This window comes from Prauserella oleivorans (assembly GCF_042685745.1).
Lineage (GTDB): Bacteria > Actinomycetota > Actinomycetes > Mycobacteriales > Pseudonocardiaceae > Prauserella_A > Prauserella_A oleivorans.
In genome coordinates, this window is record NZ_JBHUNT010000001.1 from 1,769,108 (window position 1) to 1,791,829 (window position 22,722).

Genomic DNA, 22,722 nt, shown 5'->3' on the forward strand with positions numbered 1-22,722 from the left:
CCCATGAAGATCGCCGTTGCCGCTGTCGCGGCCATCATCGCCATCCCCATCCTCATCGGAGGTGTCGGCAAAGCCATCGTCAGTGCCCTGTTCGGCACCGGTGGCACCGAGCCGAGCCAGGCCGCGATCGCCGAGATCCCCAACGACTACCTGTCGCTCTACCGAGCCGCAGCCACCGTGTGCCCAGGGCTGGACTGGACAATCCTCGCCGCCATCGGCGACGCCGAATCCAAACACGGCCGCGGCTCCGGCGACGGCATCAAGGAAGGCGAGAACCACATGGGAGCCGGCGGCCCCATGCAGTTCCTGAAACCGACCTTCGACGGCGTCATCACACGCCACACGATCCCGCCCGGAGGCGCCAACCCACCGTCACGCTACAACCCACACGACGCCATCTACGCCGCCGCGTTCTACCTGTGCGATTCCGGAGCACAGAAAGACATCCGCAAGGCACTGTTCGCCTACAACCACTCCGAGGAGTACGTCAACGGCGTTCTGGCACAAGCAAAACGCTACGGCACCGCCACCGTCGGAACCGGCGACTGCAACAAGATCCAGGCACCCAACCCGGCCGCGATCATGGCGATCAACTTCGCCTGCGGCCAACTCGGCCTGCCCTACGTCTGGGGTGGCAACGGACCAGCCGGCGGACACGCCGGCTTCGACTGCTCCGGCCTCACCAAAGCCGCCTACAACGCCGCCGGCATCAACCTGCCCCGCACCGCGCAAACCCAGTACAACGCCGGTCCACTGGTGCCCGCCGGCCAACCGCTGCTCCCCGGCGACCTGGTCTTCTACGGAACACCCGGCAACGTCCACCACGTCGGCTTGTACATCGGCGCCGACAAGATGGTGCACGCCCCGACCTTCGGCCAGCCGGTCCAGGTCAGCAACTACCGCTGGAACGGGGACGACTATCTCGCGGCGAGCCGTCCTGCGGTCGATCCTTGGCTCTAGTGCGCCGGTACGGTGAGTTCGAGCGGAGCCGAGGGAGCCATGGAGCAGGAAACCGACCTGTCGTCAGAGGAGCTGGAAGCGCTAGGCGACTGGCGCGCCTTGCTGGAAGAAGTGGTCCGGCTTGACCACGAGTACCACCTCAGCGCAAACCTTCACCCAGACGACACACGGTCAGAGCGGGAAGCAGCACTGTTGGAACTGCTGCAGGCTCGTTTTCGTGGCTACCCGATCATCCAGCGCGCAACCGTCCAGAACTTGGATGGTACGTCGCACAAACAGCACGACATTGTGTTCGCAGATTCATAGGTGCCGCCGCATCGCGTCCTGCGAAACGGCAGAGCACTGATCGTCCCACGCAGCGTGCACGCAGCCATCGAGGTCAAGAGCACCTTGGATTCGAAGAGCCTGGTTGCCTCCCTGGATCACCTCGCCCAGCTCAAACGCGCTGCGCGGTGTGATGTCGAAGGCACGTTCCAGGTGATCATCGGGGATCGTGAGTTTCCGTATGTGCCGATCAGTGGTGGCGTTTTCGCCTACCACAGTGATCTGCGCTTGAGTCTCATTGCTGAGCGGATTCGTGACTGGGCCGGGCGAAACCCTCACGAACTGTGGCCCAACTTCGTCACGATCTTGAACCGAGGTCACCTTGGGTGGGTAGACCCTTCGAGTGGTGAGGTCCGCACAACGCCGCACCGGGACGACGTGCCGATGTGGTACGAGCCGACTGATCCCTGCGGTCCGCTCGTCGGACTCGTGTACACACTTGAAGGACTCAGCCGTTGGTGGCGCGCACCCGGTACGCCGTGGCTGCCTCTTCCAAGGCCGATCCCACGACGCACTGTGGGAATGAAGATTGGCCGCCCCGTCCGACCCGTCGGTGTGCCTGAACCCGAAGATTGCGACTGCCTGTGCGTTAACTGCCACCCTTACGGCCGCATGAGCTTCGAGCAGCAACGGCAGACTTGATCCGATCAGAGCGGCAGGGTGCTGTCGTATCAACTATTGCTGAAGACCAGACGAGGTTATTGGGCCTCGACGCTCTCTGCGGTCTGCAGAGATTGGTTTCTCGTTCTTTGAACTTGAAGTACATCGAGAAGCTGATTGCGGCAGCAACGAAACCGCTAAGTGCGGCAGCGCACCAAAGTAGCGGCGAGGAACCCGCCTGAGGGTCTGTCAAGAAGCTGGTGTAACTGATCTTGTCGGTTCTACTTCTTGTTCGTGGTCAGGCGTCCGGGGAAGGTGAGCTCGAAAGCGTTCAACGGCGCCTTCCAACGGGCGACCCAGCGTTTGCGCCCAGTGCCGGTGGGATCGAGGCTCATCAACGCTAGGTAGACGCACTTGAGCGCGGCGGCCTCGGTCGGGAAGTGGCCACGGGCCTTGACCGCCCGTCGGATCCGCGCGTTGATCGACTCGATGGCGTTCGTGGTACACACCACGGTGCGGATCTCGGCGTCGAACTGCAAAAACGGCACGAACTCCGCCCAGCTGTTCTCCCATAGCTTGATGATCGCCGGGTAGCGGGCCTCCCACTTGTCACCGAAGGCAGCCAGCGCGTCCAGTGCCGCCGACTCGCTGGGCGCGGTGTAGAGGGGCTTGAGGTCCTTCGCGATCGCCGCCCAGTCCCGCTTGGAGGCGTAGCGGAAGCTGTTGCGCAGGAGGTGGACGACGCAGGTCTGGGTGATCGCTTGCGGCCACACGGTTTCGATGGCCTCGGGCAGGCCCTTGAGTCCGTCGCACACGACGATACACACGTCGGCTGTGCCGCGGTTCTTGATCTCCGAGAGGACCCGCAGCCAGTACTTGGCTCCCTCGCCGTCGCCGTGTTCGCCAGCCCACAGCCCGAGGATGTCGCGGGTGCCCTCCACGGTGACGCCGAGCGCCAGATAGATCGGCCGGTTCGCGACGTTGCCCTCACGGATCTTGACATTCACACAGTCAATGAACACCACCGGATACACCGCATCCAGCGGCCGGTTCTGCCACTCGGCCATGCCGTCCATCACGCGGTCGGTGATGGTGGTGATGGTCTGCTTGGACACCTCGGCGTCGTACACCTCGGCCAGGTGCGCGGCGATCTCACCATGCGTGAGCCCCTTGGCGGACAACGAGATCACCAGATCATCCAGCCCGGTCAGCCGGCGCTGGCCCTTGCCCACCAGTTGCGGCTCGAAACTGCCGTCGCGATCCCGCGGGGTAGCGATCTCCACCGGGCCGGCCTCGGTCAGCACCTTCTTGCCGCGCCGGCCGTTGCGAGAGTTCCCGCCGTTGCGGCCGGCCGGGTCATGCTTGGAATAGCCGAGATGGTCGTCCATCTCGCCTTCCAACGCCGACTCCACCACCTTCTTGGTCAGCATCGCCAGCAGGCCGCCCTCACCGGTCAACTGCAGACCCTCGGCCCGCGCCCGATCCGCCAGCTGCTGCACCAGCTGATCGTCCACTCCATCCGCCATCGCCGGAGCCTTCGCCTCGCCGCCGTTGCCCGTCCCATCAGTCACAGATGTCTCCTTCACCTCAGGAGTTACACCAACGAAATTACAGTCCCCCGCCTAGTGCCGATGAGGCTGAGTCTGACGATGGAACTGGCGAGTGTGCTTAGAGCGTGTCTCGTTTGGATCTTGGTTGGGTTGCGGGCATGATCTTGGTTCGTGGTTGATGAGTTGTCGCGGCGGTTGGTGCCTGATGAGCTGTGGGCACTGGTCGAACCGCTGGTCCCTGCGCATCAGGTTCGTCCGCAGGGAGGCGGACGGTCGCGCGTGGATGATCGTGCTGTGTTCACCGCGATCGTGTTCGTGCTGACAAGCGGGTGCGCTTGGCGACACCTGCCACCCAGCTTCGGAGTGAAGGTCCCGACCGCGCATCGTCGCTTCACCGAGTGGACGAAAGCCGGATTATGGCGCAGGTTGCATCGCGCGGTACTCGATGAACTCGGCAGCCAGGGAATGATCGACTGGTCCCGCGCGGTCCTGGACGGAGCCTCCGTCAGGGCCAAAAGGGGGGATCTCTGACCGGTCCCAGTCCTGTGGACCGCGGGAAACCCGGCTCGAAGATCCATGCACTGTCCGACCGGGCGGGACTGCCGCTGGCGGTCGCGATCTCGGCCGCGAACACCAACGACGCGCACGCCCTCAAACCGCTGATTCTGGCCATCCCCGCCGTGAACTCCCGGCGGGGGCCCCGCCGGCGCAAGCCGGACAAGCTCCACGCCGACAAAGCCTACGACCAGGCCGAACTCCGAGACTGGGTACGCAAGCAAGGAATCACCGTGCGCATCGCCCGCAAAGGCATCGAATCCAGCCAGAAACTCGGCAAGCACCGCTGGGTCATCGAACGATGTATCGCGTGGCTGTTCGGATACCGACGATTGACCATACGCTACGAGCGCTACGCCAACCACTTCTGCGCCTTCCTCACTCTCGCCGCAGCCCTCACCTGCTTCAAGAAACTCGCGAAATGAGACATGCTCTTAGCTGAATAGCAGTGTGGATCCGACGGTTCCGCCTGGCCGCGGATCTAAGGGTGTGGCTTTCGCCGGCCAAGCGGCGCACGTAGTCAGGCGTGGTATCGCCAAGTACACGGTCGAGTACGAGTCTCAGTTGTGCTGCCGCAACTTGCTCTTCCGCTGTACCGGGTGGCATGTCAGGTTCGGTTTCGCCTAGCACGCGCGCCGGAAAGGCGTCGAGGACCAAGTGCTCATCCCGCTGCGAGAGTTCAGAGAGGGCTAGGAGCTGTTTAAGAAGGGGCCCTGGTGTGTGGGTGTAGCGAGGTCTCCGGTAGATGGATCAACGACGAAGAAGATCAGCATCTATCCGGAGACCTCGGTGGGAAGCGTATCGGTGGGCGCGCGTAAAGACTTGACGGACCGGCAGTGGCAGGCGTTGCAGCGTGTGTTGCCGCCTCGACCCGTGGCAGGTCGTCGGCCGAAGTGGACGTGGCGTCAGTTGCTGGACGGGATCCGGTGGCGGGTACGAGTCGGTGCTCCCTGGCGGGACGTGCCGGAACGGTACGGGCACTGGCAGTCGATCTATCAGTTGTTCCGTCGCTGGCAACGGGAGGGCGTGTGGCCCTGGATTCTCACGATGCTGTGGGCATGGGCCGACCGGGCAGGGCTGATCGACTGGCAGGTGTCGGTGGATTCCACGATCAATCGGGCCCACCAGCACGCGTCCGGGGCCCGCCGCCGACCCGATGAGCAGGTCGAACCGCCCGGCGACGAGCCGGGCGACCACGCGCTCGGTCGGTCCCGGGGCGGGTTCACCACGAAGATCCACCTGGCCTGCGAACAAGGACGCAAACCGTTGTCACTGGTGATCACCGCCGGTCAACGCGGTGACAGCCCTCAGATGACCAGCGTGCTGGACGCGATCCGGGTGCCCCGGCCCGGACCTGGACGAGCGCGCACACGCCCACGGCGCGTGCTGGCCGACAAGGCCTACTCCTCCCGCTCGAACCGGGCCTACCTGCGCACACGCGGGATCGCGGCCACGATCCCGACCCCCAAAGATCAAACTGCCCACCGCCGCGCCCGCGGATCAGCCGGTGGCCGCCCACCCGCCTTCAACCCCCACCACTACCGGCAACGCCACGCCGTCGAATGCGGCATCAACCAGCTCAAACACCACCGCGCCATCGCCAGCCGCTACGACAAACTCGCCGTCCGCTACGAAGCCACCCTCCACGTCGCCACCATCGACATCTGGCTACGCAACCTCACCAAGACCAATTCCTAAACAGCTCCTAGCTGAGTGAGCACTCGGAGTCCAGCTGCGCGCTTGACCGCCGCCTCGTCGAGGGTCAACTCGGCCGCCCATGTGAAGCGACGCCACCACTCCTCGCGACGTGCGGGCGATCTCCCGCTGGATCGTCGCACGGTCGTTGCCTCGAACCGACAGCTTCACGCCGACGAACGCACCGATCGCCGCGACCAACGCTGTTGCGGTTTGCAGCCACAGATTCAAGGATGGCCTCCTTATCGGTCGCTGAACTTCGCCAGCTGTCGCAAGCCTCCTCGCGCTCAACGACGCCAGTCGACCGAGCAAGTGGCATGGCTACGCATGAAGGCGGGTGCCTCGATCCTGACCTGCGCGAGCCAGCATTGCGCAGACGATTATGCGACGCGGTCACGCGTCGGCGTTGTCGTCCTTGCCTTCAAGCAGCTTGTAGAGGTTGGTGCGGTCCATGCCGAGTTCGCGGGCGACCTGCGCCTTCGGGACGTTGTCTTCGATCGCCGCAGTCATGCGTTCGAACCGCGCGTCACGGGCCTTCTTGAGCTCTTCGAGCGTTGTGACTCGCTGGGCTTGTAGCGCCGCCTCTTGATCACGAATGCTCTGGAGCCGATCCTGGAGCTCCTTGACCTTGGCCGCACTCTCCCGGAGCAGCTCGAAGTGCTGTTCCTTGTCCACTTCCTTGCCTCTTTTCCGGGTCGTGTTGCCAAGCTGACCTAGCGACATGTTGTATCACACTGTAGACGGCAACAGTGATCTGTGACGCCACTTTGGCGACCGGCCTGCCCGGTGTGTATGCGGCGGGCGATGTGGCGCAAGGCGCGGCCGCCGCCCGCCACGCCCTCGACCCAGCGGCCGCACGCCCGCTGGTACCGGTGCCGTACTTCTGGTCCGACTGGTACGGCCACCGCATCCAGTTCGTCGGCACCCCACGCGCTGAGGAGGTCGTGGTCGCCGTGCCCGCTGAGGCGGGGTTCACCGCGCTGTACCGGCGCGGTGACCGGATCGTCGGCGCGTTCACCGTGGACCGGCCACGCGAGATCATGAAGTACCGGCGACGCGTCGCGGCCCGGGGCTCGTGGGCGGAAGCGGTCGCGTTCGCGGCCACCACGACCACAGCCGCCTAACATGGCGGCCATGGGCAGAACCCTCTCCACCTAACCGACGGTCGGCGGCCAGTACCGCCAGCCGATCATCGCTGCGGCGATCGAGCTGACGGCTCGCAGCGGCTGGTCAGCGGTTACCATGGCGCGGCTGGCCGACCACGTCGGTGTCAGCCGCCAGACCGTCTACAACGAGATCGGCTCCAAGGCCGCGCTGGCCGACGCCATGGTGGACCACCACCTCGACCAGTTCCTCGCCGTTGTCCGGGACGCCTTCGACCGCCACCCCACCGACCTCGTCGAAGCGATCCACGACGCAGTGCGCGACGTGCTGGACCTCGCCGCCGGCAACCTCCTGCTCCGTGCGATCGCCTCCGCCACCTACGGCGCGGACACCGAACTGCTCCCGCTGCTCACCACCCAGGCGAACACCTTGATCACCCGGACCACAGCGATGCTCACGCAGCGTGTGACGACCTACCAGCCCGACCTCACACACGAGCAGGTCAGCGTGGTGATCGATGTGATCGTCCGGACAGTCCTCAGCCACGTCATGCAACCCGCACAGTCCCCGGCCCATACTGCCGACCGCCTCGCCTGGCTGGCCGCCCGAGTGCTCGGCGGCCAACCCTCCCGGACCCGCACACCCCTACGCTACCGCTGACGACGGACCAGAGCCGGGGGCCAGACGCCGCGGTTAACCCGGCCAGTCGCGTTGTGTGCCATCGCACCAGCCGGTCACGGAGCATTCGGAGCTCGGGTGCGCTGTCGCGCTGAGCCGAAACGGGTTGGCGAGCGTGCGGGCGGGTCGTCGCTCACGTGTCCGCAGGACGCCGACCACTGGCCGCCGAAGCCCTGGCGGCTGCGGCTTCAGCGCACCTGGTCCCGGGGAACGTCGAGTTACAGCGTGCGGGCGATGATCTCCTTCATGATCTCGTTGGTGCCGCCGTAGATCTTCTGGACTCGCTGGTCGGTCCAGGCGCGGGCGATGCGGTACTCGCTCATGTACCCGTAGCCGCCGTGGAGTTGGAGACAGTTGTCGATCACCCGCATCGCTCGGTCGCTGCACCACCACTTGAGCATGGCTGCGGTGGCCACGTCCAGGCCGCCGTCGAGGTGCCGGCTGATGCAGTCGTCGAGGAACACCCGGCACACTCGGGCCTCGGTTGCGGCCTCGGCAAGGGTGAACTTGGTGTTCTGGAAGGAGAAGATCTGCCGGCCGAAGGCCTGCCGGGTTTTGGTGTAAGACAGTGTGTCTTCCAGCGCGGCTTCCAGGGCGGCGACCGAGGTGATGCCGATGAGCAGCCGTTCCTGCGGGAGTTGCTGCATCAGCTGGAGGAAGCCCTGACCCTCGGTGGTGCCGAGGAGGTTGGTGGCCGGGACGCGGACGTCGTCGAAGAACAACTCCGCGGTGTCCTGGCCGTGCAGGCCGACCTTGTCCAGTACCCGTCCGCGCCGGAATCCCGCGCGGTCGGTTTCCACCACGACCAGCGAAATGCCCTCCGCACCCAGGGTTGGATCGGTCTTGGCGACCACGATCACCACGTCGGCCTGGCCGCCGTTGGTGATGAAGGTCTTGGCGCCGTTGACCACATAGCCATCGCCGTCACGGATCGCTTTCGTCGCCACGTTTTGCAGGTCGGAGCCGGTTCCCGGTTCGGTCATGGCGATGGCGCCCACCCATTCGCCGGTGGCGAGTTTAGGCAGCCACGCCCGCTTCTGGTCCTCGGTGCCGTAGGCGAGCAGGTAGTGCGCCACGATCGCGTTGTGCAGCCCCACACCCCAGCAACTGTCGCCGCTGGCGGCCTGCTCTTCCAGCAGCACGGCCTCGTGCGCGAACGAACCACCACCTCCGCCGTACTCCTCCGGGATGGACAGGCACAGCAGCCCAATCTCTCCAGCCTTGGTCCACAGCTCCCGGTCGACGCTTTTCTGCTCGGCCCAGCGCTGCTGGTTCGGGGCCAGTTCTTTCCGGCAGAACTGACGGGCCAGATCACGGAACTCGTCAAGATCAGCGGTCGTCCACCGGCTGCGGTACTCGCTCATGGCATGCTCCTTCGCTGTTGCTCATTCCCCAACGGGTGCGGGCACGTGTGCTTGTCAGCGGTGTTCGGGCGGTCGGTTGAACATGGCCAGAACATCGGCGTCGGCGCCGTGTGGCGTGAAGTGTTCGCGGTCGACGACGAGAAACAGGGCTTCGGCGGTGAACCGGGTCACGTCGTCGTGGCCGGTACCGGTGGCTTCCAGGTGGAGCCGTCGGCCCTGGCGGCGCTGCAGGCGTGCGGTGATGCGGTGTGGCTGACCTAGCGGCACCGGTGCCAGATAGTTGACCGTCAACGTGCGGGTGACGGCGATCTCCTGCACAAGATAGAGCACGAAGCCGAACAGGTCGTCGCAGGCCGCGGAGATCGCGCCACCGTGTGCCAGGCCAGGGGCACCCCGGTGCCGGGCGTCGAAGGCCACGTCGGTGGCCACGGTGTCCCCGTCACGGTAGACCTTCAGATGCAGGCCGGCCGGGTTGTCCGGACCGCATCCCAGGCACTGGGAGTGGTGCGGCGGCAGCGAGATGAGGGAGGGGTCAGCCATCGCGTGTCGGTCCTTCGGAACTAGAGGCCAGCAAGGCAGTCGTGTGAGGGGTTGAGGTTGGGTTTCGCCGGGTGGCGGCGGCGAACTGGGTGGCGGCGACCTCGATGATGTCCTGGCGACTGACCGGCAACTCCCCGGCCAGCCAGGCCATGAGCAGTTCGGCGAGGCCACCGGTGAGCAAGAGGCCGGCGATCTGGTCATGGGGTGCCGAGAGCGCGTCGGCGCCGTGCAGGGCGTGGGCCTGCCTGGCGATCAGCTGGGCGAACTCCCGCAGCAGTTCGTGCCGCCGGGTGCGCAACGGGTCGGCGGCGGCGGATTCCAGCATGGCCACGCGGCCGATACGCGGATCACTTGTGAGCAGGTCGACGAACGCGCTGATCGCCGCTGTGGCTTTTCTGTGGGGATCACCATCGGTGGTAGCCAAAGCGTGCAGCGCGACGTCACGGATCTGAGACGCGATCCGATCCAGTACCGCCAGCAACAGCGCGTCACGGTCGGAGAAGCTCTCGTAGAAGTAGCGCTCGGTCAGACCCGCCCGCGAACAGACGGCCGTCATCGTGGTCTGCCGCCACCCCTGGGTGCCCAGCAGATCCAACCCGGCCTCCAACAACTGCTGGCGTCGATCGTCACGGCGCTGCTGGGCGCTGATCCCTCGATAGCTTCGCTTCGGCACCGACATAGCTGTCATCTTGACATAGCCTCCAGTCAGAATCATTCTGACTGTGACCTATGTCAGAAGTTCGAGCGGCGGCGGAGGCGATGCCGGTGCGACAGTCGAAGGATGGCCAGCTGGCCGCGGATGGCTCTGGTCACGTCGTGCGGTCCATGGCAGCTGACCGCTCGTCCGTGGCTGGGCCTGCGGACATCCCGGGGTTCGGCAAGGGACTATCCCTGGTGTGCACCGGCCGAGATGTGCACGAAGTGGCGGCGATGGCCGCGGACGCCGAACGAGCGGGGTTCGAGTCGGCGTGGGCGGCGGAGTTCTACGACCGCTCGGCCGTGGTCGCGGTGGCGGCGATGGCCGCGGTGACCGAGTCGATCACCCTGGGTACCGGGATCGCCTACGCGTTCGGGCGCAGCCCGCTGGTGCTGGCCACCGAGGCGCGGGATCTGGACGCGCTCTGCGGCGGCCGGCTGATCCTCGGACTGGGCACGGGCACGCGTCGCATGCAGCAGGACTGGCACAGCTTGTCCGGGGAACATTCCGCACCCCGGATTGAGGAGCTGGTGCCGTTGCTGCGCAGGTTGTCGCGGCTGGACGAGGGCCCGGTGCGGCACGAGGGCCGGTTCTACCGCTCACACGTGATCCCCACCGCGCCCGTGGCAACCCCCACGCGGCCGACGATGCCGGTGTATGTGGCCGGGGTGAACACGCGCATGGTGCGCGCCGCCGGGGCAGTGGCCGACGGACTGGTGGGCCATCCGCTGTTCACCCCGGAATACCTGCGCTACATCGTGCGGCCCGCGCTGCAGGCGGGCGTCGATCGCGCCGGACGCGCCGGGCCAGTGCCTGTGGCCGGGTATGTGATCTGCGCGGTGCATCCCGACGAACACCACGCCCGGCGGATGGCCGCCGCGCAGATCGCGTTCTACGCCTCGGTGAAAACCTACGACCCCATCCTCACCCTGCACGGCTTCACCGACGAGGCGCGCGCCATCCGGGCGGCGCGTCGCGCCGGTGACCTGGAGGCGATGGTGGACGCGGTGTCGGACGGGATGATCGACACGATCGCCGTGTCCGGCACACCTGAGCAGGTCCGCAGCCAATTCACCGCGCGATGGGCGGGACTGTACGAACGGACGCTGCTGTATCCGCCTTCCTTCGCCGGCCCGTCGGCCACCACCGCCGTGCTCGACGCCTTCGCCCCACTCGCCAGCACACCTACCAGATAAGGGAGAGCCGTCATGGTCCCCGTCATTGAACGTACCACCCAGGCGGCGCGGCAGCGCCTGTCCTCGGTACTGCTGGCACCCGCACCCCAGCCGTCGACCAGGCGTGGCGTCGGTTCAGCCGCCGCTGGCCCACCACTGACCTGGCCACCCCGCCCGCGGGCAGCGGACTGCGGCCGGTCCGCGGTGACTACGGCACCCCGGTGGTCGGGCATCTGCTCGACTACATCCGCTTCGGCACCGAGTTCGGCCGTGAACGCTACGACCGCTACGGCCCGGTCACCTGGATGGGCGCGTTCGGCACCCGCATCGCCGTGATCGCCGGTCCCGAGGCCACCCAGCGCGTGTTCACCAACGCCGACAAGGCCTTCTCCCAAGCCGGCTGGCGATTCCTCATCGACCGGTTCTTCCACCGCGGGCTGATGCTGCTCGACATCGACGAGCACAAGATGCACCGCCGCATCATGCAGCACGCCTTTACTCGCGACCGCCTCGCCGGCTGACACTCACCAGGTCAGCCCCTGCGTGCGCGCCACCATCCCCACCTGGCCGACCCAACGGCCGGTGCGGCTGTACTGGCTGCTCAAGCGCCTCACGCTGGACATCGCAACCCAGGTGTTCATGGGCGGCCGCGGCGGCACCACCGACACCGAACGGATCAACCAGGCGTTCGTCGCCACGGTCCGCGCCGCCAGCGCGCTGGTGCGCGCCCCGCTGCCCGGCACCCGCTGGCGCGCCGGCGTACGCGGCCGCAGGGTTCTCGAAGCCTACTTCGCCCAGCAGCTGCCCGCCGCCCGTGCCAGCAGCGGGGAGGACCTCCTCGCCGCGCTGTGCCAGGCCACCACCCCCGAAGGAGAGCACTTCAGCGATGACGACGTCATCAACCACATGATCTTTCTGATGATGGCGGCCCACGACACCGCCACCATCACCACCACCGCCTACTACCTCGCCACCCACCCCGACTGACAAGACCGAGCCCGGCAGGAATCCCTCGCCCTCGGCGACGCCCCCCTCGACATCGACGCCCTGGACACCCTCGACACCCTCGACCGGATCATCAACGAATCCCTCCGCTACTGGCTCCCGTGCCCCTCGTGATGCGCAAAACGGTCACCGACACCGACATCCTCGGCCACTACCTGCCCGCCGACACCCTCGTCGCCCTCGCCCCCGCCTCAACCACTTCGTGCCGGAATGCTGGACCGACCCGGACACCTTCGACCCCGATCGCTTCGCCCCCCACCGCCGCGAAAACCACAGTCATCGCTTCGCCTGGGTCCCCTTCGGCGGCGGCGTGCACAAATGCATCGGCATGCACTTCGGCACCCTCGTAGTCAAAACCATCCTGCACGAGATGCTCCGCACCACCCGCTGGACCATCTCCCACGGCTACCAGGCCCGCTGGGATAACACCTCACTTCCCGTACCCGCCGACGGGCTCCCCGTCCGCCTGCACCCCGTTGACCTGCCCGGGAAACACCAAGCCGACCCGGCCAAAGGCCTCGCCGCGGGCGTGTCCTACCGGCTGTGTAAGTGACGTGGCTCGACTCTGAACTGCGGAAGCGGTTCGGGAAGGGACCACGTGATGACGAATTCCGATTCAGCGCCGGCGGGCAGGGCTGCTCGACCGGCTGCGGAAGAGTCGTTGATCGACGGTGCGCTGGCTGATCAGCTGCTGGCGAAGGCCGAAGCCGAAGGGGTCGAATTGCTCGGCCCGGACGGCCTGCTGTCCCAGGTGACCAAGGCCGTGCTGGAGCGGGCCCTGGGCGAGGAGCTCACCGAGCACCTGGGCTACGAGAAGCACGACCCGGCCGGTCGCGGGTCTGGCAACTCCCGCAACGGCGCCACGGGGAAGAGGCTGCTGACCGAGGCCGGCGCGGTCGACCTGCAGGTGCCGCGAGACTGGCGGGGCAGCTTCGAACCGAAGATCGTGCGCAAGGGCCAGACCCGCCTGGACGGGTTCAACGACCTGGCCATCGGGATCGACTGCGAGGGCGCCAAGCAGGTGCTGGGCATGTGGGTGGGTGCCTCCACCGGTGAGTCGGCGAAGTTCTGGATGTCGGTGCTCGCGGAGTTGCGTAACCGCGGGGTGCGGGACGTGTGCATCCTGTGCTGCGACGGGCTATCCGGGCTGCCGGAAGCGGCGACCACCGTGTGGCCCCAGGTGACCGTGCAGTTGTGCGTGGTGCACCTGATCCGCGCCTCGCTGCGCTACGCGTCTCGCAAGTACTGGCCGGCGTTGGCCAAGGACCTCAAGGCGATCTACACCGCCAGCGACGAGGCCGCGGCCGCCGCCGCGCTGGAGGCCTTCGCCGAGCAGTGGGAGGCCCGCTACCCGGCGATCGTGCGGCTCTGGCGAACCCACTGGCAGGAGTTCACGCCATTCCTGGCGTTCCCGCCCGAGGTCAGGCGGGCGATCTATACGACGAATCTGATCGAGTCGCTCAATGCCCGACTGCGGAAGGTCACCCGCAACCGTGGCCAGTTCCCGTCCGAGCAGGCCGCGCTGAAGGTGCTCTACCTCGCCGTCCGCAACCTCGAGGACTACCGCACGCCGAACATCGGCATCCGAACATCGGGCTGGAAACAAGTACTGCAAGCGTTCACCATCTATTTCGAAGGGCGGATCCCCGCCCCATGACCGCCACGATCACTTACACAGGCGGCCGGACGCTCCCCGCCGAACCCAGGGCTCGAGGGTGTCGCGTGTACTTCCACCCACCGCAGCACTCCCGAGCCCTGTGGGGATGAGGTTTACGCTCGGCGGGTGAATTACATTACTTAAGGAGGTGGACATCACGACCGGCGACGCGAATCTGGTCACGGAGCGGGTCGCCGCGGTGGGTGCGGCACTCAACCGCCGGCTGAGCTCGCTTACGCTCGAGATCCGCAGCAGGCTGGCCAGCGACATCGAACCGCTGCGCGGAGACGAGCGTCTCGTGCAGCTACTCGGCGCCAGTGTCGAGGGCAACGTCGACAGTGCCCTGCACGTGCTGCAGCACGGCATCGACCTCGATCTGGTCGAGGCGCCGCCTGCGGCGACGGAGTATGCTCGGCGGCTTGCCCAGCACGGAGTAGCGGTGAACGCCTTGGCGCGTGCCTACCGTCTAGGTCACGACACATTCCTCCGGCATGGCCTGCAGGAACTCGACCGGCAGGGCGGCGAAGCGTCGCTACTCAGCGCGGCCGCGCGGCATCTTGTGGCGCTCACGTTCGGGTATATCGACCGGGTGACCGAGCAGGTGCTCGCGGTCTATGAGGACGAGCGCGAGCGCTGGCTGCAGGATCGCAACACTGTGCGGGCGGCGCGCATCCGGGAGCTGCTCGACGGGGAGCGCGTGGACATCGCCGCCGCCGAGGCGGCGCTCGGCTACCGGCTGGTGGGCTCGCGCCACCTCGCCGTCGTCGTGTGGGCGACCGGGTCGGTGCCGCCTGACGGCGCCATGTCGACTTTCGAGCGGTTCGCCCGGGAGCTGGCCGAGTGCCTCGGTTGCCGGGCGCTGCCGTTGTTCCTGCCGCACGATCAAGTCACCGCATGGGCGTGGCTGCAACTCGGTCGGGAGGCTCCGGACGTGGATACCATCCGCTCGACCATGTGCCCGAGCCATCCGGGGATCTCGGTCGCCGTTGGCGAACCCGGCACCGACGTGTGGGGCTTCCGCCGCACACACCTGCAGGCGCGCCAGGCACAGGCGGTTGCCGTGGCGGCGGGGGAGAGTGCACCGGTCGTCACGGCCTTCCGCGAGGTCGGCCCGATCGCGCTGATGTGCGCGGACCTACGCGCGACAAGGCACTGGGTCCAGGACACGCTCGGCAGGCTGGCCTTCGACGACGACCAGCACGCGCGGCTGCGCGAGACCCTGCGCGTCTTCCTCGCCACTGGGGGCAGTTACCAGTCTGCGGCAGCCATGCTGGCCCTGCATCGGAACTCGGTGTACTACCGGGTGCGCAAGGCCGAGGAGGAGCTCGGCAGGCCGATCGACGCCGACCAGCTGGACATCGAGATCGCCCTGAAGGCCTGCCACTGGCTCGGCACGAGCGTGCTCACCGAACAGGCTTGACAAGCCGCCACTCGTCCGGTGGCCGCCGGGCGGCCCGCCTCGTCGCGTTCGTGCGGTCCGCACGAACGTCCTGGGAAGATTCGTATGCCGTGCCCATGTGCGGCCAGGGGAAACGCTTCTACGGTTGCCCTCTACAGGATCACAACGTTGTGACTGAGGAGCGAAATGCATCTTGCGGTGCTGCCCGACTCGCGCGCAGCGCGGTCGCCCGAGGCCCTGTGTGTGTCCGACGATGACCTCTCGCTGAACAATTCGCAGTTCCTGGCGCACGTGCGGGCAGCCGCCGCGCTCCTGCGCGGGCGTGGCGTCGCTGCCGGTGACGTCGTTGCCGCCATGCTCCCGAACCGGGTCGAGTTCGTCATCGCATTGTTTTCCGCATGGCGGCTCGGAGCCACCGTGACGCCGATCAATCCGAACCTGACGCTCACCGAGGCGGAGTACCAGCTCGCTGACTCTGGAGCGAAGTTGCTGATCAGTGACATCCCAGGGATGCGAGTCGACACGATCGGCGCACGCGAGCTGTGTGCCGCCGCGGAACCCCGGGACGAGCCACCCGTGAGGCAGGAGAGCGAGGCGCTCGCGCTGCTGATCTACACGAGCGGAACTACCGGTAAGCCGAAAGGTGTCATGCTCGACCACGCCAATCTACAGGCGATGTGCGACATGGCGATCAAGGCCGTCGAGCTTTCGGAGGACGACCACAGCCTACTGATCCTACCGCTGTTCCACGTTAACGGGATCGTCGTGAGCATTCTGTCCCCGTTGCTGGTAGACGGCCGGTCGACCATCGCGGGGCGGTTCGACCCGGAGACCTTCTTCAGCCGGGTGGAACGGGTCCGGCCGACGTACTTCTCTGCGGTCCCGGCGATCTACGCGATGCTGTTGGCACGGCCGGAGGAGGAGCGACCAGACCTGTCTTCGATGCGGCTGGCGGTGTGCGGTGCCGCGCCGATGCCCGCGGCGCTCATCGAGCGGTTCGAGAACCGATTCGGCATCCCAGTCGTCGAGGGTTACGGCCTGTCCGAGGGCACATGTGCATCGACCATCAACCCGGTCGGCGGTATCCGCAAGCCTGGAACCGTTGGACTTCCTATTGAGGGCCAGGATGTCGCGATCATGGACCGCTCCGGGAACGTCCTCCCCAAGGGGGAGACGGGCGAGGTCGTGGTTCGCGGACCCAACGTCATGCGTGGCTACGTCAACCGACCGGATGACACCTCGAAGGCTATTGTGGACGGCTGGCTGCACACCGGGGACGTGGGCCGCTTCGACGAGGACGGGTACCTCGTGCTCGTCGACCGCATCAAGGACATGATCATCCGCGGTGGCGAGAACATCTACCCCAAAGAGATCGAGTCCGTCCTCTACGGGCACACCCAGGTCCTGGAGGCCGCCGTCGTGGGAACTCCACACCCGGTGCTCGGCGAGGTGCCGACAGCTTTCGTCGCTACCCGTCCGAACGCGACGGTCGACGTAGCCGAGCTGCACGAACACTGCCGTGCCGGGCTGTCCAAGTACAAGCTGCCCACCGAGATTCATCTGATCGACGCCTTGCCCAAGAACCCGGTCGGCAAGATCGACAAACCGCAACTGCGCGAGCGGCTCGCTGCCATGGCCAGCCGGCCCGCCTGACCGCGAGGAGGACCGACATGGGATTCATCAATCCAGTCCTGCCTGACGTCGACTACGGCGAGTGGCGCACGAAGACCCGCGCCGAGCGGATTAAGAGCGTGTCTCGTTTGGTTCTCTGTTGTTGCGCTGTCATGATCTTGCGCTGTGATCGACTCGCTGTCGCAACGGTTGGTGCCCGACGAACTGTGGGCGTTGGTGGAACCGCTGATCCCACCGGCGAAGGAGCGTCCGCAGGGTGGCGGCCGGGCGCGGAGGGATCCACGGGCGGTGTTCACGGCCATCGTGTTCGTGCTGACCAGCGGGTGTGCGTGGCGGCACCTGCCGCCGTCGTTCGGGGTGTCGGTACCCACGGCGCATCGGACGTTCACCGAGTGGACCGAGGCCGGGTTATGGAGACAGGTGCACCAGGCGGTGCTGGACGAACTGGGTGGCCAAGGCATGATCGACTGGTCACGTGCGGTCCTGGACGGAGCATCCGTCAGGGCCAAAAAGGGGGCGGTCTGACCGGTCCGAGCCCGGTCGATCGCGGCAAGCCCGGTTCGAAGATCCACGTGCTGTCTGATCGGGCCGGCTTGCCCTTGACGGTCGGGATCTCCGCGGCCAACACCCACGACAGCCACGCGCTCAAGCCTCTGGTCAACGCGCTGCCGGCAATCCGATCCCGCCGGGGACCCCGGCGCCGGAAACCGGCCAAACTGCACGCGGACAAGGCCTACGACATCCCCGCCCTGCGCGACTGGCTGCGTCAGCGCCGCATCATCCCACGTATCGCCCGCAAAGACATCGAATCCGCCGAGAAACTCGGCCAACACCGCTGGGTGATCGAACGGTCCATCGCCTGGCTAACCGGCTACCGGCGACTGACCATCCGCTACGAACACAAACCCAGCCACTACCTCGCCTTCCTCACCCTGGGCGCCGCCATCACCTGCCACAAGAAACTCACCAAATGAGACACGCTCTAAGCCGATGGTGCAGCATTGGGGGGTCGCGGGGTTCGGTGCACCAGACGGCGTGTATCTGCTGTATATCGCGAAGATAATCGGCTACATCGCGGGCGGGTTGTTCTTCGCCTCGCTCACTCCGGGCATTGGGGCCTTTTGGGACTTCCCGGACTGGTGGGACGAGCCCGTGGTGTTCCAGAAGGTCGTCGTGTGGACACTCCTGTTCGAAGTGCTCGGCTTCGGCTGCGGGTTCGGGCCGCTGACCTTGCGATTCCTGCCACCGCTCGGCGCGTTTCTGCACTGGTTGCGACCGGGCACGATCCGGATGCCGCCGTGGCCGGGCAAGGTCCCGTTCACCAGCGGGTCCCGGCGTTCGGTTGTCGACGTGTTGCTCTATGCCGTAGTGCTGGCCGCCACGCTCTGGATCCTGTTGGCCCCGGCGAATCGCTCCGCGGGCGGGCTCGATGCGCAGGTCGGAATGATCGAGCCGAGCCGGTTTGTGCCGCTGCTGGTGCTGCTGCCGCTGCTCGGGTTGCGGGACAAGATGATCTTCCTCGCGGCGCGGTCCGAGGTTTACTTGTCCGCCGTCGTCGTGTTCCTGCTGCCTGGGATCGACATGATCGTGGCCGCGAAGCTCGTGCTGGTCGCGATCTGGTGGGGTGCGGCGACGTCCAAGCTCAACCGGCACTTCCCAAACGTCGTCGCTGTGATGCTGAGCAACACGCCGTTGGTGCGCAGTAAGGCGATCAAGCGCAGGCTGCACCGGGGATACCCGGAAGACCTCCGACCCGGTGCCGTCAGCCGATTCCTCGCGCACTTCGGTACCGCAGTCGAGTACCTGGTGCCGCTCGTCCTGTTCGTCTCCGACGGCGGTACGGTCACGCTGGTTGCAGCCGCGATCATGGTCGCGTTCCACCTGCTTATCCTCACCAGCATTCCGATGGGTGTGCCACTCGAGTGGAACGTATACATGATGTTCGGAATCGCGTTCCTGTTCGTGGACAAGGCGCAATACGGGCTCGCCGACATCAGCAACCCACTTCCGGTGGCGCTGGTGATATGCGCGCTGGCGGCCGGGGTCGTCCTCGGTAACCTTTTTCCGAACAAGATCTCCTTCCTGATCGGAATGCGCTACTACGCGGGCAACTGGGACACCTCGATGTGGTTGCTCAAGCCGAGCGCGGTGGCGAAGCTGGACACGCACGTCAAGAAGGCCGCGACGCTCCCGCGGAGGCAACTCGTAAAGCTCTACGGCGAGCGAGTGGCCGACCTGCTCGCACACAAGGGCTATACGTTCCGTGCCATGCACACGCACGGCAGGGCTCTGTTTGGGTTGATCCCGCGGGCGGCAGGACCTGAGCACGAGACGGGCTACGTTGTGATCGACGGGGAGTTCATCGCGGGGCCGATCCTGGGCTGGAACTTCGGCGATGGGCATCTGCACAACGAGCAGCTGGTCGCCGCGCTGCAGGAGCGATGCCACTTCGAGGAGGGCGAGGTGCGCGTCGTTGTCCTGGACGCGCAGCCGATCCAGCGGCAGCGGCAGCGCTACCGACTTGTCGACGCGGCTATCGGTGAGTTCGAGCGCGGCTATGTCGCCGTCTCCGATATGCTGGCCCGCCAGCCCTGGGACTGTGACATCCCAGCGCACATCACATGGTCGCGCGCGGCCGCGAATGCGGGATCGAACCCGCCCGCAAGCCAGGCGGCACGCCAAGATCCGAGGGCGGTATGACCGAGGCGATCGTGGTGGGGGCCGGCCCGAACGGTCTGGCCGCCGCGCTCGCCCTGGCTGGTGAGGGCATCGACGTGACCGTGCTGGAGGCCGCGGACCGGATTGGCGGCGGCACTCGCACGAGCGAGCTGACGGTGCCCGGCGTGCTGCACGACCACTGCTCCGCATTCCATCCCATGGGGCTGGGGTCGCCGTTTCTGCGCGGACTCAGCCTCGACCGGTACGGCGTCGCTTGGAGGTGGCCGGAGATCGAGGTAGCGCACCCACTGGATGGTGGCCGTGCCGGAGTGTTGCTGCGGTCGTTGGACGACACGGCGGCGCGCCTCGGCACCGACGGCGGGGCGTGGCGGCGGCTGTTCGGCCCGCTGGCCGAAGGGTTCGACGAGCTGGTCGAGGACGTCATGCGCCCGGTTGTCCATGTGCCCCGGCACCCGATTCGGCTCGCCCGGTTCGGGACGCGCGCACTGCTGCCCGCGGCTTGGACCGCTGGCCGCTGGGACGGTGCCGAGGCCAGGGCGCTGTTCGGCGGGGTCGCGGCACACGGTTTCCACCCGCTCGGCAGGCCGACTACGTCGGCGATCGGGTTGATGCTGATCGCGGCAGGGCACCGGTTCGGCTGGCCGGTCGCCGAGGGCGGCTCACGAGTGATTACCGATGCCATGGCGATGCTGCTAACGGACCTCGGTGGCAAGATCGAGACTGGGGTGCGCGTGGCCTCCCTGGCCGAGTTGCCGCGAGCGGATGCCGTTCTCCTCGACCTGGCGCCGAGGGGCGTCGTCGAGGTCGCGGGCGACCAGCTGCCCGCACGAGTGCGGCGGGCCTACGAGCGGTACCGCCACGGGCCCGGGGCGTTCAAGATCGATCTTGCGGTCGAGGGGGGGATCCCATGGGCGAACCCGGACTGCCGCCGGGCTGGGACCGTCCACGTCGGAGGGTCTTTCGAGGAGATGGCCGACGCCGAGAGCGACGTCGGCCGCGGGCGGATGCCGGTCCGCCCGTTCGTGCTCGTGGGGCAGCAATACCTCGCCGATCCAACCAGATCGGCCGGGGACGTGCATCCGGTCTGGGCGTACGCGCACGTACCGCACGGCTATTCGGGCGACGCGACCGAGTCGATCCTCGCTCAGATCGAACGGTTCGCACCAGGCCTGGGCGACCGGATCGTCGGCCGGTCGGTGACGGCCACGACCGCGTGGCCGACCTACAACGCCAACTACGTCGGTGGCGACATCATCACCGGTGAGAACACACCGCTGCAGGTCGCCTTTCGTCCCACAGTGGCGCTCGATCCTTACTACACCGGGATACCCGGCGTGTACATCTGCTCGGCGGCGACCCCGCCGGGTGGCGGCGTGCACGGGATGTGCGGCTATAACGCCGCACGCTCGGCGCTGCGGCGACTCAGTTGAGGCGGTTCGCGATACGTGCGAGCAACAAGATTTTGGAACAGTCCCCAGGCCAGTGACGGGGCCTTTGGTCTGGCACCCCAGGCGGGCTCTCCGTTTCGTTCGTTGGCCCGTTCGGACCAGTGTTGGCCCACACGTGCCGTGTGATCCACGGCATACTCTCACCGCGTTCGGGTCGTGCCTGCGGCGTCGAACGGGAACTGCGCAGCGCCGCGCGACAGAGAGGTTTGATCACATGGGTGTGACGTCGGTTCGCCGCCAGCATGCGGAGCGGACCCGCCGAAGCGGCTCCGGTCAAGGAGGAGCCGGGCAGCGAGCGCCTGGGGACGTCATCGACATGCCGCTCGCGGTACGTGGCGCGTCTACGGGATTCACCGTCCTGCTGCTGGGAAGTCTTGCGCATCCGCTCGTCGCCGCTTGGACTCCAGCATTGTCTCAGCTGTGGCTTCCACTCGTGGCATTGGTTGCTTTCGTGGTGGCGGCGCGCCGCGTCGGCAGGGCGCGCATTCCCATCGTGCACGGCGCGGTGGCCGCGATGAGCAGCTATTTACTGATGTTGCCGCTGGTGTTGCTCGGCCCCGCCGGCGGTGATCCGGCGCAGATCGCTCTGACGGTGGCGGCCTCGCTGATCACCGGAGCTGCCGTCGGCTTTCTGCAGGGCAGCCGAAGGTAGTCGGCTACCTCATGTGAGCCTCGCGTTCGTCGATCCTGTACGGGTTGACGGCCTGGCAAGCCCCCCGCCGCCGGGCAGCTCCGGCCATGTCTGCTGCCCAAGTCGTCAGCATCGGCACACGTCTGAATCATAGGAGCGGCTTTGACTTCCACCGACATCTCGGTGTCATCGCGGCGGCCGTCGCGCGAGCCCGAAGCCAAAACGCGCACACTTGGTGGTCTGGGTTCGTCGGTAGCGAAGCCGTTCGAGCAGGCCGGCGAGATGGTGCGGCTACTCGGTGTCGTTCTGTACTCGGCGATTCGCCACCCGATGGGCTACTGGGGCGAGGTCCGGGACCAGATGTTCCTCACGCTGAGGTTGTGCTCAATTCCGATGATCATTTCCACGATCGCATTCGGACTTGGCGCACCTGGCCTCCAAGGTGGCAACATCTTCTATCTGTTCGGCATTCCCGAGCGTCTGGGTTCGTTCTTCATCATGGCGAGCGTGCGCGAGTTCGCGCCGTGGATCAACGCGATGATCATCGCCGGAGTCATGGGCACCGCCATCACCGCCGACCTCGGTGCGCGCCGTATTCGGGAAGAGATCGACGCCATGGAAGTGCTCGGCGTCGATCCGATCCGGACGCTTGTGGTGCCTCGAGTTGTCGCGCTGACGCTCATCACGGGATTGATGGACATCGTGGCGTTGGTATTCGGCGTCGTCGGTGGATACATCGCGGCCGTCCCTATTCTCGAGGCGAATCCGAGCGCCTTCGTGGCGAGCTTTTTCGACAATGCGACAACGACCGATATCTGGGCGAGCGTGGTCAAGACGTCGCTGTTCGGCATGATCATAGGCGTCGTCTGCTGCTACAAGGGGATGAACCCGGGGAGCGGCCCCATCGGTGTCGGCAAGGCGGTGAACCAGGCGGTCGTCATCGCATTCGCGACCATCTGGATCGTCAATGCCGTGTTCACCGCGATCATCCTCGGTGTGAACCCGGACATGATTGTCTTCAAGTGATGA

Annotated in this window: 21 protein-coding genes and 1 pseudogene; 16 read left to right on the plus strand and 6 right to left on the minus strand. The window is 66.4% G+C overall.

Going from position 1 to position 22,722, the window contains the following annotated elements; genetic code table 11:
• Positions 1–3: 3 nt before the first annotated feature.
• The gene (locus ACFSZT_RS08770) at positions 4–960 is read left to right on the plus strand and encodes a C40 family peptidase (RefSeq protein WP_110341496.1); all 957 of its coding nucleotides are present in this window, start codon (positions 4–6) and stop codon (positions 958–960) included.
• 39 nt (positions 961–999) lie between these two features.
• Positions 1,000–1,266 (plus strand): hypothetical protein, encoded by a 267-nt coding sequence (locus ACFSZT_RS08775; protein WP_110341494.1) that lies wholly within the window; start codon positions 1,000–1,002, stop codon positions 1,264–1,266.
• Here ACFSZT_RS08775 and ACFSZT_RS08780 read toward each other — a convergent pair.
• Positions 1,261–1,605: a hypothetical protein gene (locus ACFSZT_RS08780; protein ID WP_146240090.1), complete on the minus strand. Its 345-nt coding sequence runs from the start codon at positions 1,603–1,605 to the stop codon at positions 1,261–1,263. The genes ACFSZT_RS08775 and ACFSZT_RS08780 overlap by 6 nt on opposite strands.
• Before the next feature lie 560 nt (positions 1,606–2,165).
• A complete protein-coding gene (locus ACFSZT_RS08785) occupies positions 2,166–3,410 on the minus strand; it encodes an IS256 family transposase (RefSeq protein WP_110341587.1) in 1,245 nt (414 codons plus the stop codon).
• 195 nt (positions 3,411–3,605) lie between these two features.
• Here ACFSZT_RS08785 and ACFSZT_RS08790 point away from each other — a divergent pair.
• Both ACFSZT_RS08790 and ACFSZT_RS08795 read left to right on the plus strand, forming a co-directional pair.
• A protein-coding gene (locus ACFSZT_RS08790; protein WP_377478151.1) for an IS5 family transposase occupies positions 3,606–4,414 on the plus strand; the annotation gives its coding sequence in 2 pieces (ribosomal slippage) (positions 3,606–3,948 and positions 3,948–4,414; 810 coding nt in all).
• A 364-nt stretch (positions 4,415–4,778) separates the two neighbouring features.
• The gene (locus ACFSZT_RS08795; RefSeq protein ID WP_110341492.1) at positions 4,779–5,687 is read left to right on the plus strand and encodes an IS5 family transposase; all 909 of its coding nucleotides are present in this window, start codon (positions 4,779–4,781) and stop codon (positions 5,685–5,687) included.
• Positions 5,688–6,077: 390 nt separating this feature from the next.
• Here ACFSZT_RS08795 and ACFSZT_RS08800 read toward each other — a convergent pair whose 3' ends face one another.
• Positions 6,078–6,359, minus strand: a complete 282-nt coding sequence (locus ACFSZT_RS08800) for a hypothetical protein (RefSeq protein WP_110341490.1) — start codon at positions 6,357–6,359, stop codon at positions 6,078–6,080.
• Between the two features lie 74 nt (positions 6,360–6,433).
• Here ACFSZT_RS08800 and ACFSZT_RS08805 point away from each other — a divergent pair, with 74 nt between their 5' ends.
• Positions 6,434–6,808: an oxidoreductase C-terminal domain-containing protein gene (locus ACFSZT_RS08805; RefSeq protein ID WP_369973573.1), complete on the plus strand. Its 375-nt coding sequence runs from the start codon at positions 6,434–6,436 to the stop codon at positions 6,806–6,808.
• A 64-nt stretch (positions 6,809–6,872) separates the two neighbouring features.
• Positions 6,873–7,448 (plus strand): TetR/AcrR family transcriptional regulator, encoded by a 576-nt coding sequence (locus ACFSZT_RS08810; RefSeq protein WP_110341488.1) that lies wholly within the window; start codon positions 6,873–6,875, stop codon positions 7,446–7,448.
• A gap of 236 nt (positions 7,449–7,684) precedes the next feature.
• Here the strand turns inward: ACFSZT_RS08810 and ACFSZT_RS08815 are convergent, their stop codons facing one another.
• The 3 genes from ACFSZT_RS08815 to ACFSZT_RS08825 form a co-directional block, all read right to left on the minus strand.
• Complete coding sequence (locus tag ACFSZT_RS08815) at positions 7,685–8,830, minus strand: acyl-CoA dehydrogenase family protein (protein ID WP_110341486.1); 1,146 nt, start codon at positions 8,828–8,830, stop codon at positions 7,685–7,687.
• A 54-nt stretch (positions 8,831–8,884) separates the two neighbouring features.
• Positions 8,885–9,259 (minus strand): PaaI family thioesterase, encoded by a 375-nt coding sequence (locus ACFSZT_RS08820; protein ID WP_233520109.1) that lies wholly within the window; start codon positions 9,257–9,259, stop codon positions 8,885–8,887.
• Positions 9,260–9,362: 103 nt separating this feature from the next.
• The gene (locus ACFSZT_RS08825) at positions 9,363–10,049 is read right to left on the minus strand and encodes a TetR/AcrR family transcriptional regulator (protein ID WP_110341482.1); all 687 of its coding nucleotides are present in this window, start codon (positions 10,047–10,049) and stop codon (positions 9,363–9,365) included.
• Positions 10,050–10,216: 167 nt separating this feature from the next.
• Here ACFSZT_RS08825 and ACFSZT_RS08830 point away from each other — a divergent pair, with 167 nt between their 5' ends.
• The 10 genes and pseudogenes from ACFSZT_RS08830 (at position 10,217) to ACFSZT_RS08875 (ending at position 22,719) form a co-directional block, all read left to right on the plus strand.
• A complete protein-coding gene (locus ACFSZT_RS08830) occupies positions 10,217–11,263 on the plus strand; it encodes an LLM class flavin-dependent oxidoreductase (RefSeq protein WP_162788649.1) in 1,047 nt (348 codons plus the stop codon).
• A gap of 12 nt (positions 11,264–11,275) precedes the next feature.
• Positions 11,276–12,716: pseudogene (locus tag ACFSZT_RS08835) on the plus strand (cytochrome P450); the annotation flags it as partial.
• A gap of 132 nt (positions 12,717–12,848) precedes the next feature.
• Positions 12,849–13,904: an IS256 family transposase gene (locus tag ACFSZT_RS08840; RefSeq protein WP_168214115.1), complete on the plus strand. Its 1,056-nt coding sequence runs from the start codon at positions 12,849–12,851 to the stop codon at positions 13,902–13,904.
• A 148-nt stretch (positions 13,905–14,052) separates the two neighbouring features.
• The gene (locus ACFSZT_RS08845; protein WP_233520110.1) at positions 14,053–15,324 is read left to right on the plus strand and encodes a PucR family transcriptional regulator; all 1,272 of its coding nucleotides are present in this window, start codon (positions 14,053–14,055) and stop codon (positions 15,322–15,324) included.
• A gap of 165 nt (positions 15,325–15,489) precedes the next feature.
• Positions 15,490–16,956, plus strand: coding sequence for a class I adenylate-forming enzyme family protein (locus ACFSZT_RS08850; protein WP_110341476.1), 1,467 nt, complete (start codon positions 15,490–15,492; stop codon positions 16,954–16,956).
• Between the two features lie 156 nt (positions 16,957–17,112).
• A protein-coding gene (locus tag ACFSZT_RS08855) for an IS5 family transposase (protein WP_377478383.1) occupies positions 17,113–17,909 on the plus strand; the annotation gives its coding sequence in 2 pieces (ribosomal slippage) (positions 17,113–17,443 and positions 17,443–17,909; 798 coding nt in all).
• A 16-nt stretch (positions 17,910–17,925) separates the two neighbouring features.
• Positions 17,926–19,635, plus strand: coding sequence for a DUF3556 domain-containing protein (locus ACFSZT_RS08860; protein ID WP_377478211.1), 1,710 nt, complete (start codon positions 17,926–17,928; stop codon positions 19,633–19,635).
• Complete coding sequence (locus ACFSZT_RS08865) at positions 19,632–21,044, plus strand: phytoene desaturase family protein (protein ID WP_110341472.1); 1,413 nt, start codon at positions 19,632–19,634, stop codon at positions 21,042–21,044. Before ACFSZT_RS08860 ends, ACFSZT_RS08865 begins: the two co-directional genes overlap by 4 nt.
• A gap of 334 nt (positions 21,045–21,378) precedes the next feature.
• Entirely contained in the window at positions 21,379–21,714 is a 336-nt protein-coding gene (locus ACFSZT_RS08870) for a hypothetical protein (RefSeq protein WP_233520111.1), read from the plus strand.
• A gap of 141 nt (positions 21,715–21,855) precedes the next feature.
• Positions 21,856–22,719 carry an MlaE family ABC transporter permease gene (locus tag ACFSZT_RS08875; RefSeq protein ID WP_009156926.1) on the plus strand — a complete coding sequence of 288 codons (864 nt, stop codon included), beginning with the start codon at positions 21,856–21,858 and terminating at the stop codon, positions 22,717–22,719.
• Positions 22,720–22,722 lie beyond the last annotated feature (3 nt).

Excerpts from the sequence above, each read along its gene's own strand:
- ACFSZT_RS08870 (WP_233520111.1), top strand. The coding sequence starts at position 21,379 with ATGCCGCTCGCGGTACGTGGCGCGTCTACGGGATTCACCGTCCTGCTG.
- ACFSZT_RS08850 (WP_110341476.1), top strand. The coding sequence starts at position 15,490 with ATGCATCTTGCGGTGCTGCCCGACTCGCGCGCAGCGCGGTCGCCCGAG.
- ACFSZT_RS08815 (WP_110341486.1), bottom strand. The coding sequence starts at position 8,830 with ATGAGCGAGTACCGCAGCCGGTGGACGACCGCTGATCTTGACGAGTTC.
- ACFSZT_RS08840 (WP_168214115.1), top strand. The coding sequence starts at position 12,849 with ATGACGAATTCCGATTCAGCGCCGGCGGGCAGGGCTGCTCGACCGGCT.
- ACFSZT_RS08825 (WP_110341482.1), bottom strand. The coding sequence starts at position 10,049 with ATGTCGGTGCCGAAGCGAAGCTATCGAGGGATCAGCGCCCAGCAGCGC.
- ACFSZT_RS08770 (WP_110341496.1), top strand. The coding sequence starts at position 4 with ATGAAGATCGCCGTTGCCGCTGTCGCGGCCATCATCGCCATCCCCATC.
- ACFSZT_RS08860 (WP_377478211.1), top strand. The coding sequence starts at position 17,926 with ATGGTGCAGCATTGGGGGGTCGCGGGGTTCGGTGCACCAGACGGCGTG.
- ACFSZT_RS08785 (WP_110341587.1), bottom strand. The coding sequence starts at position 3,410 with ATGGCGGATGGAGTGGACGATCAGCTGGTGCAGCAGCTGGCGGATCGG.
- ACFSZT_RS08775 (WP_110341494.1), top strand. The coding sequence starts at position 1,000 with ATGGAGCAGGAAACCGACCTGTCGTCAGAGGAGCTGGAAGCGCTAGGC.
- ACFSZT_RS08865 (WP_110341472.1), top strand. The coding sequence starts at position 19,632 with ATGACCGAGGCGATCGTGGTGGGGGCCGGCCCGAACGGTCTGGCCGCC.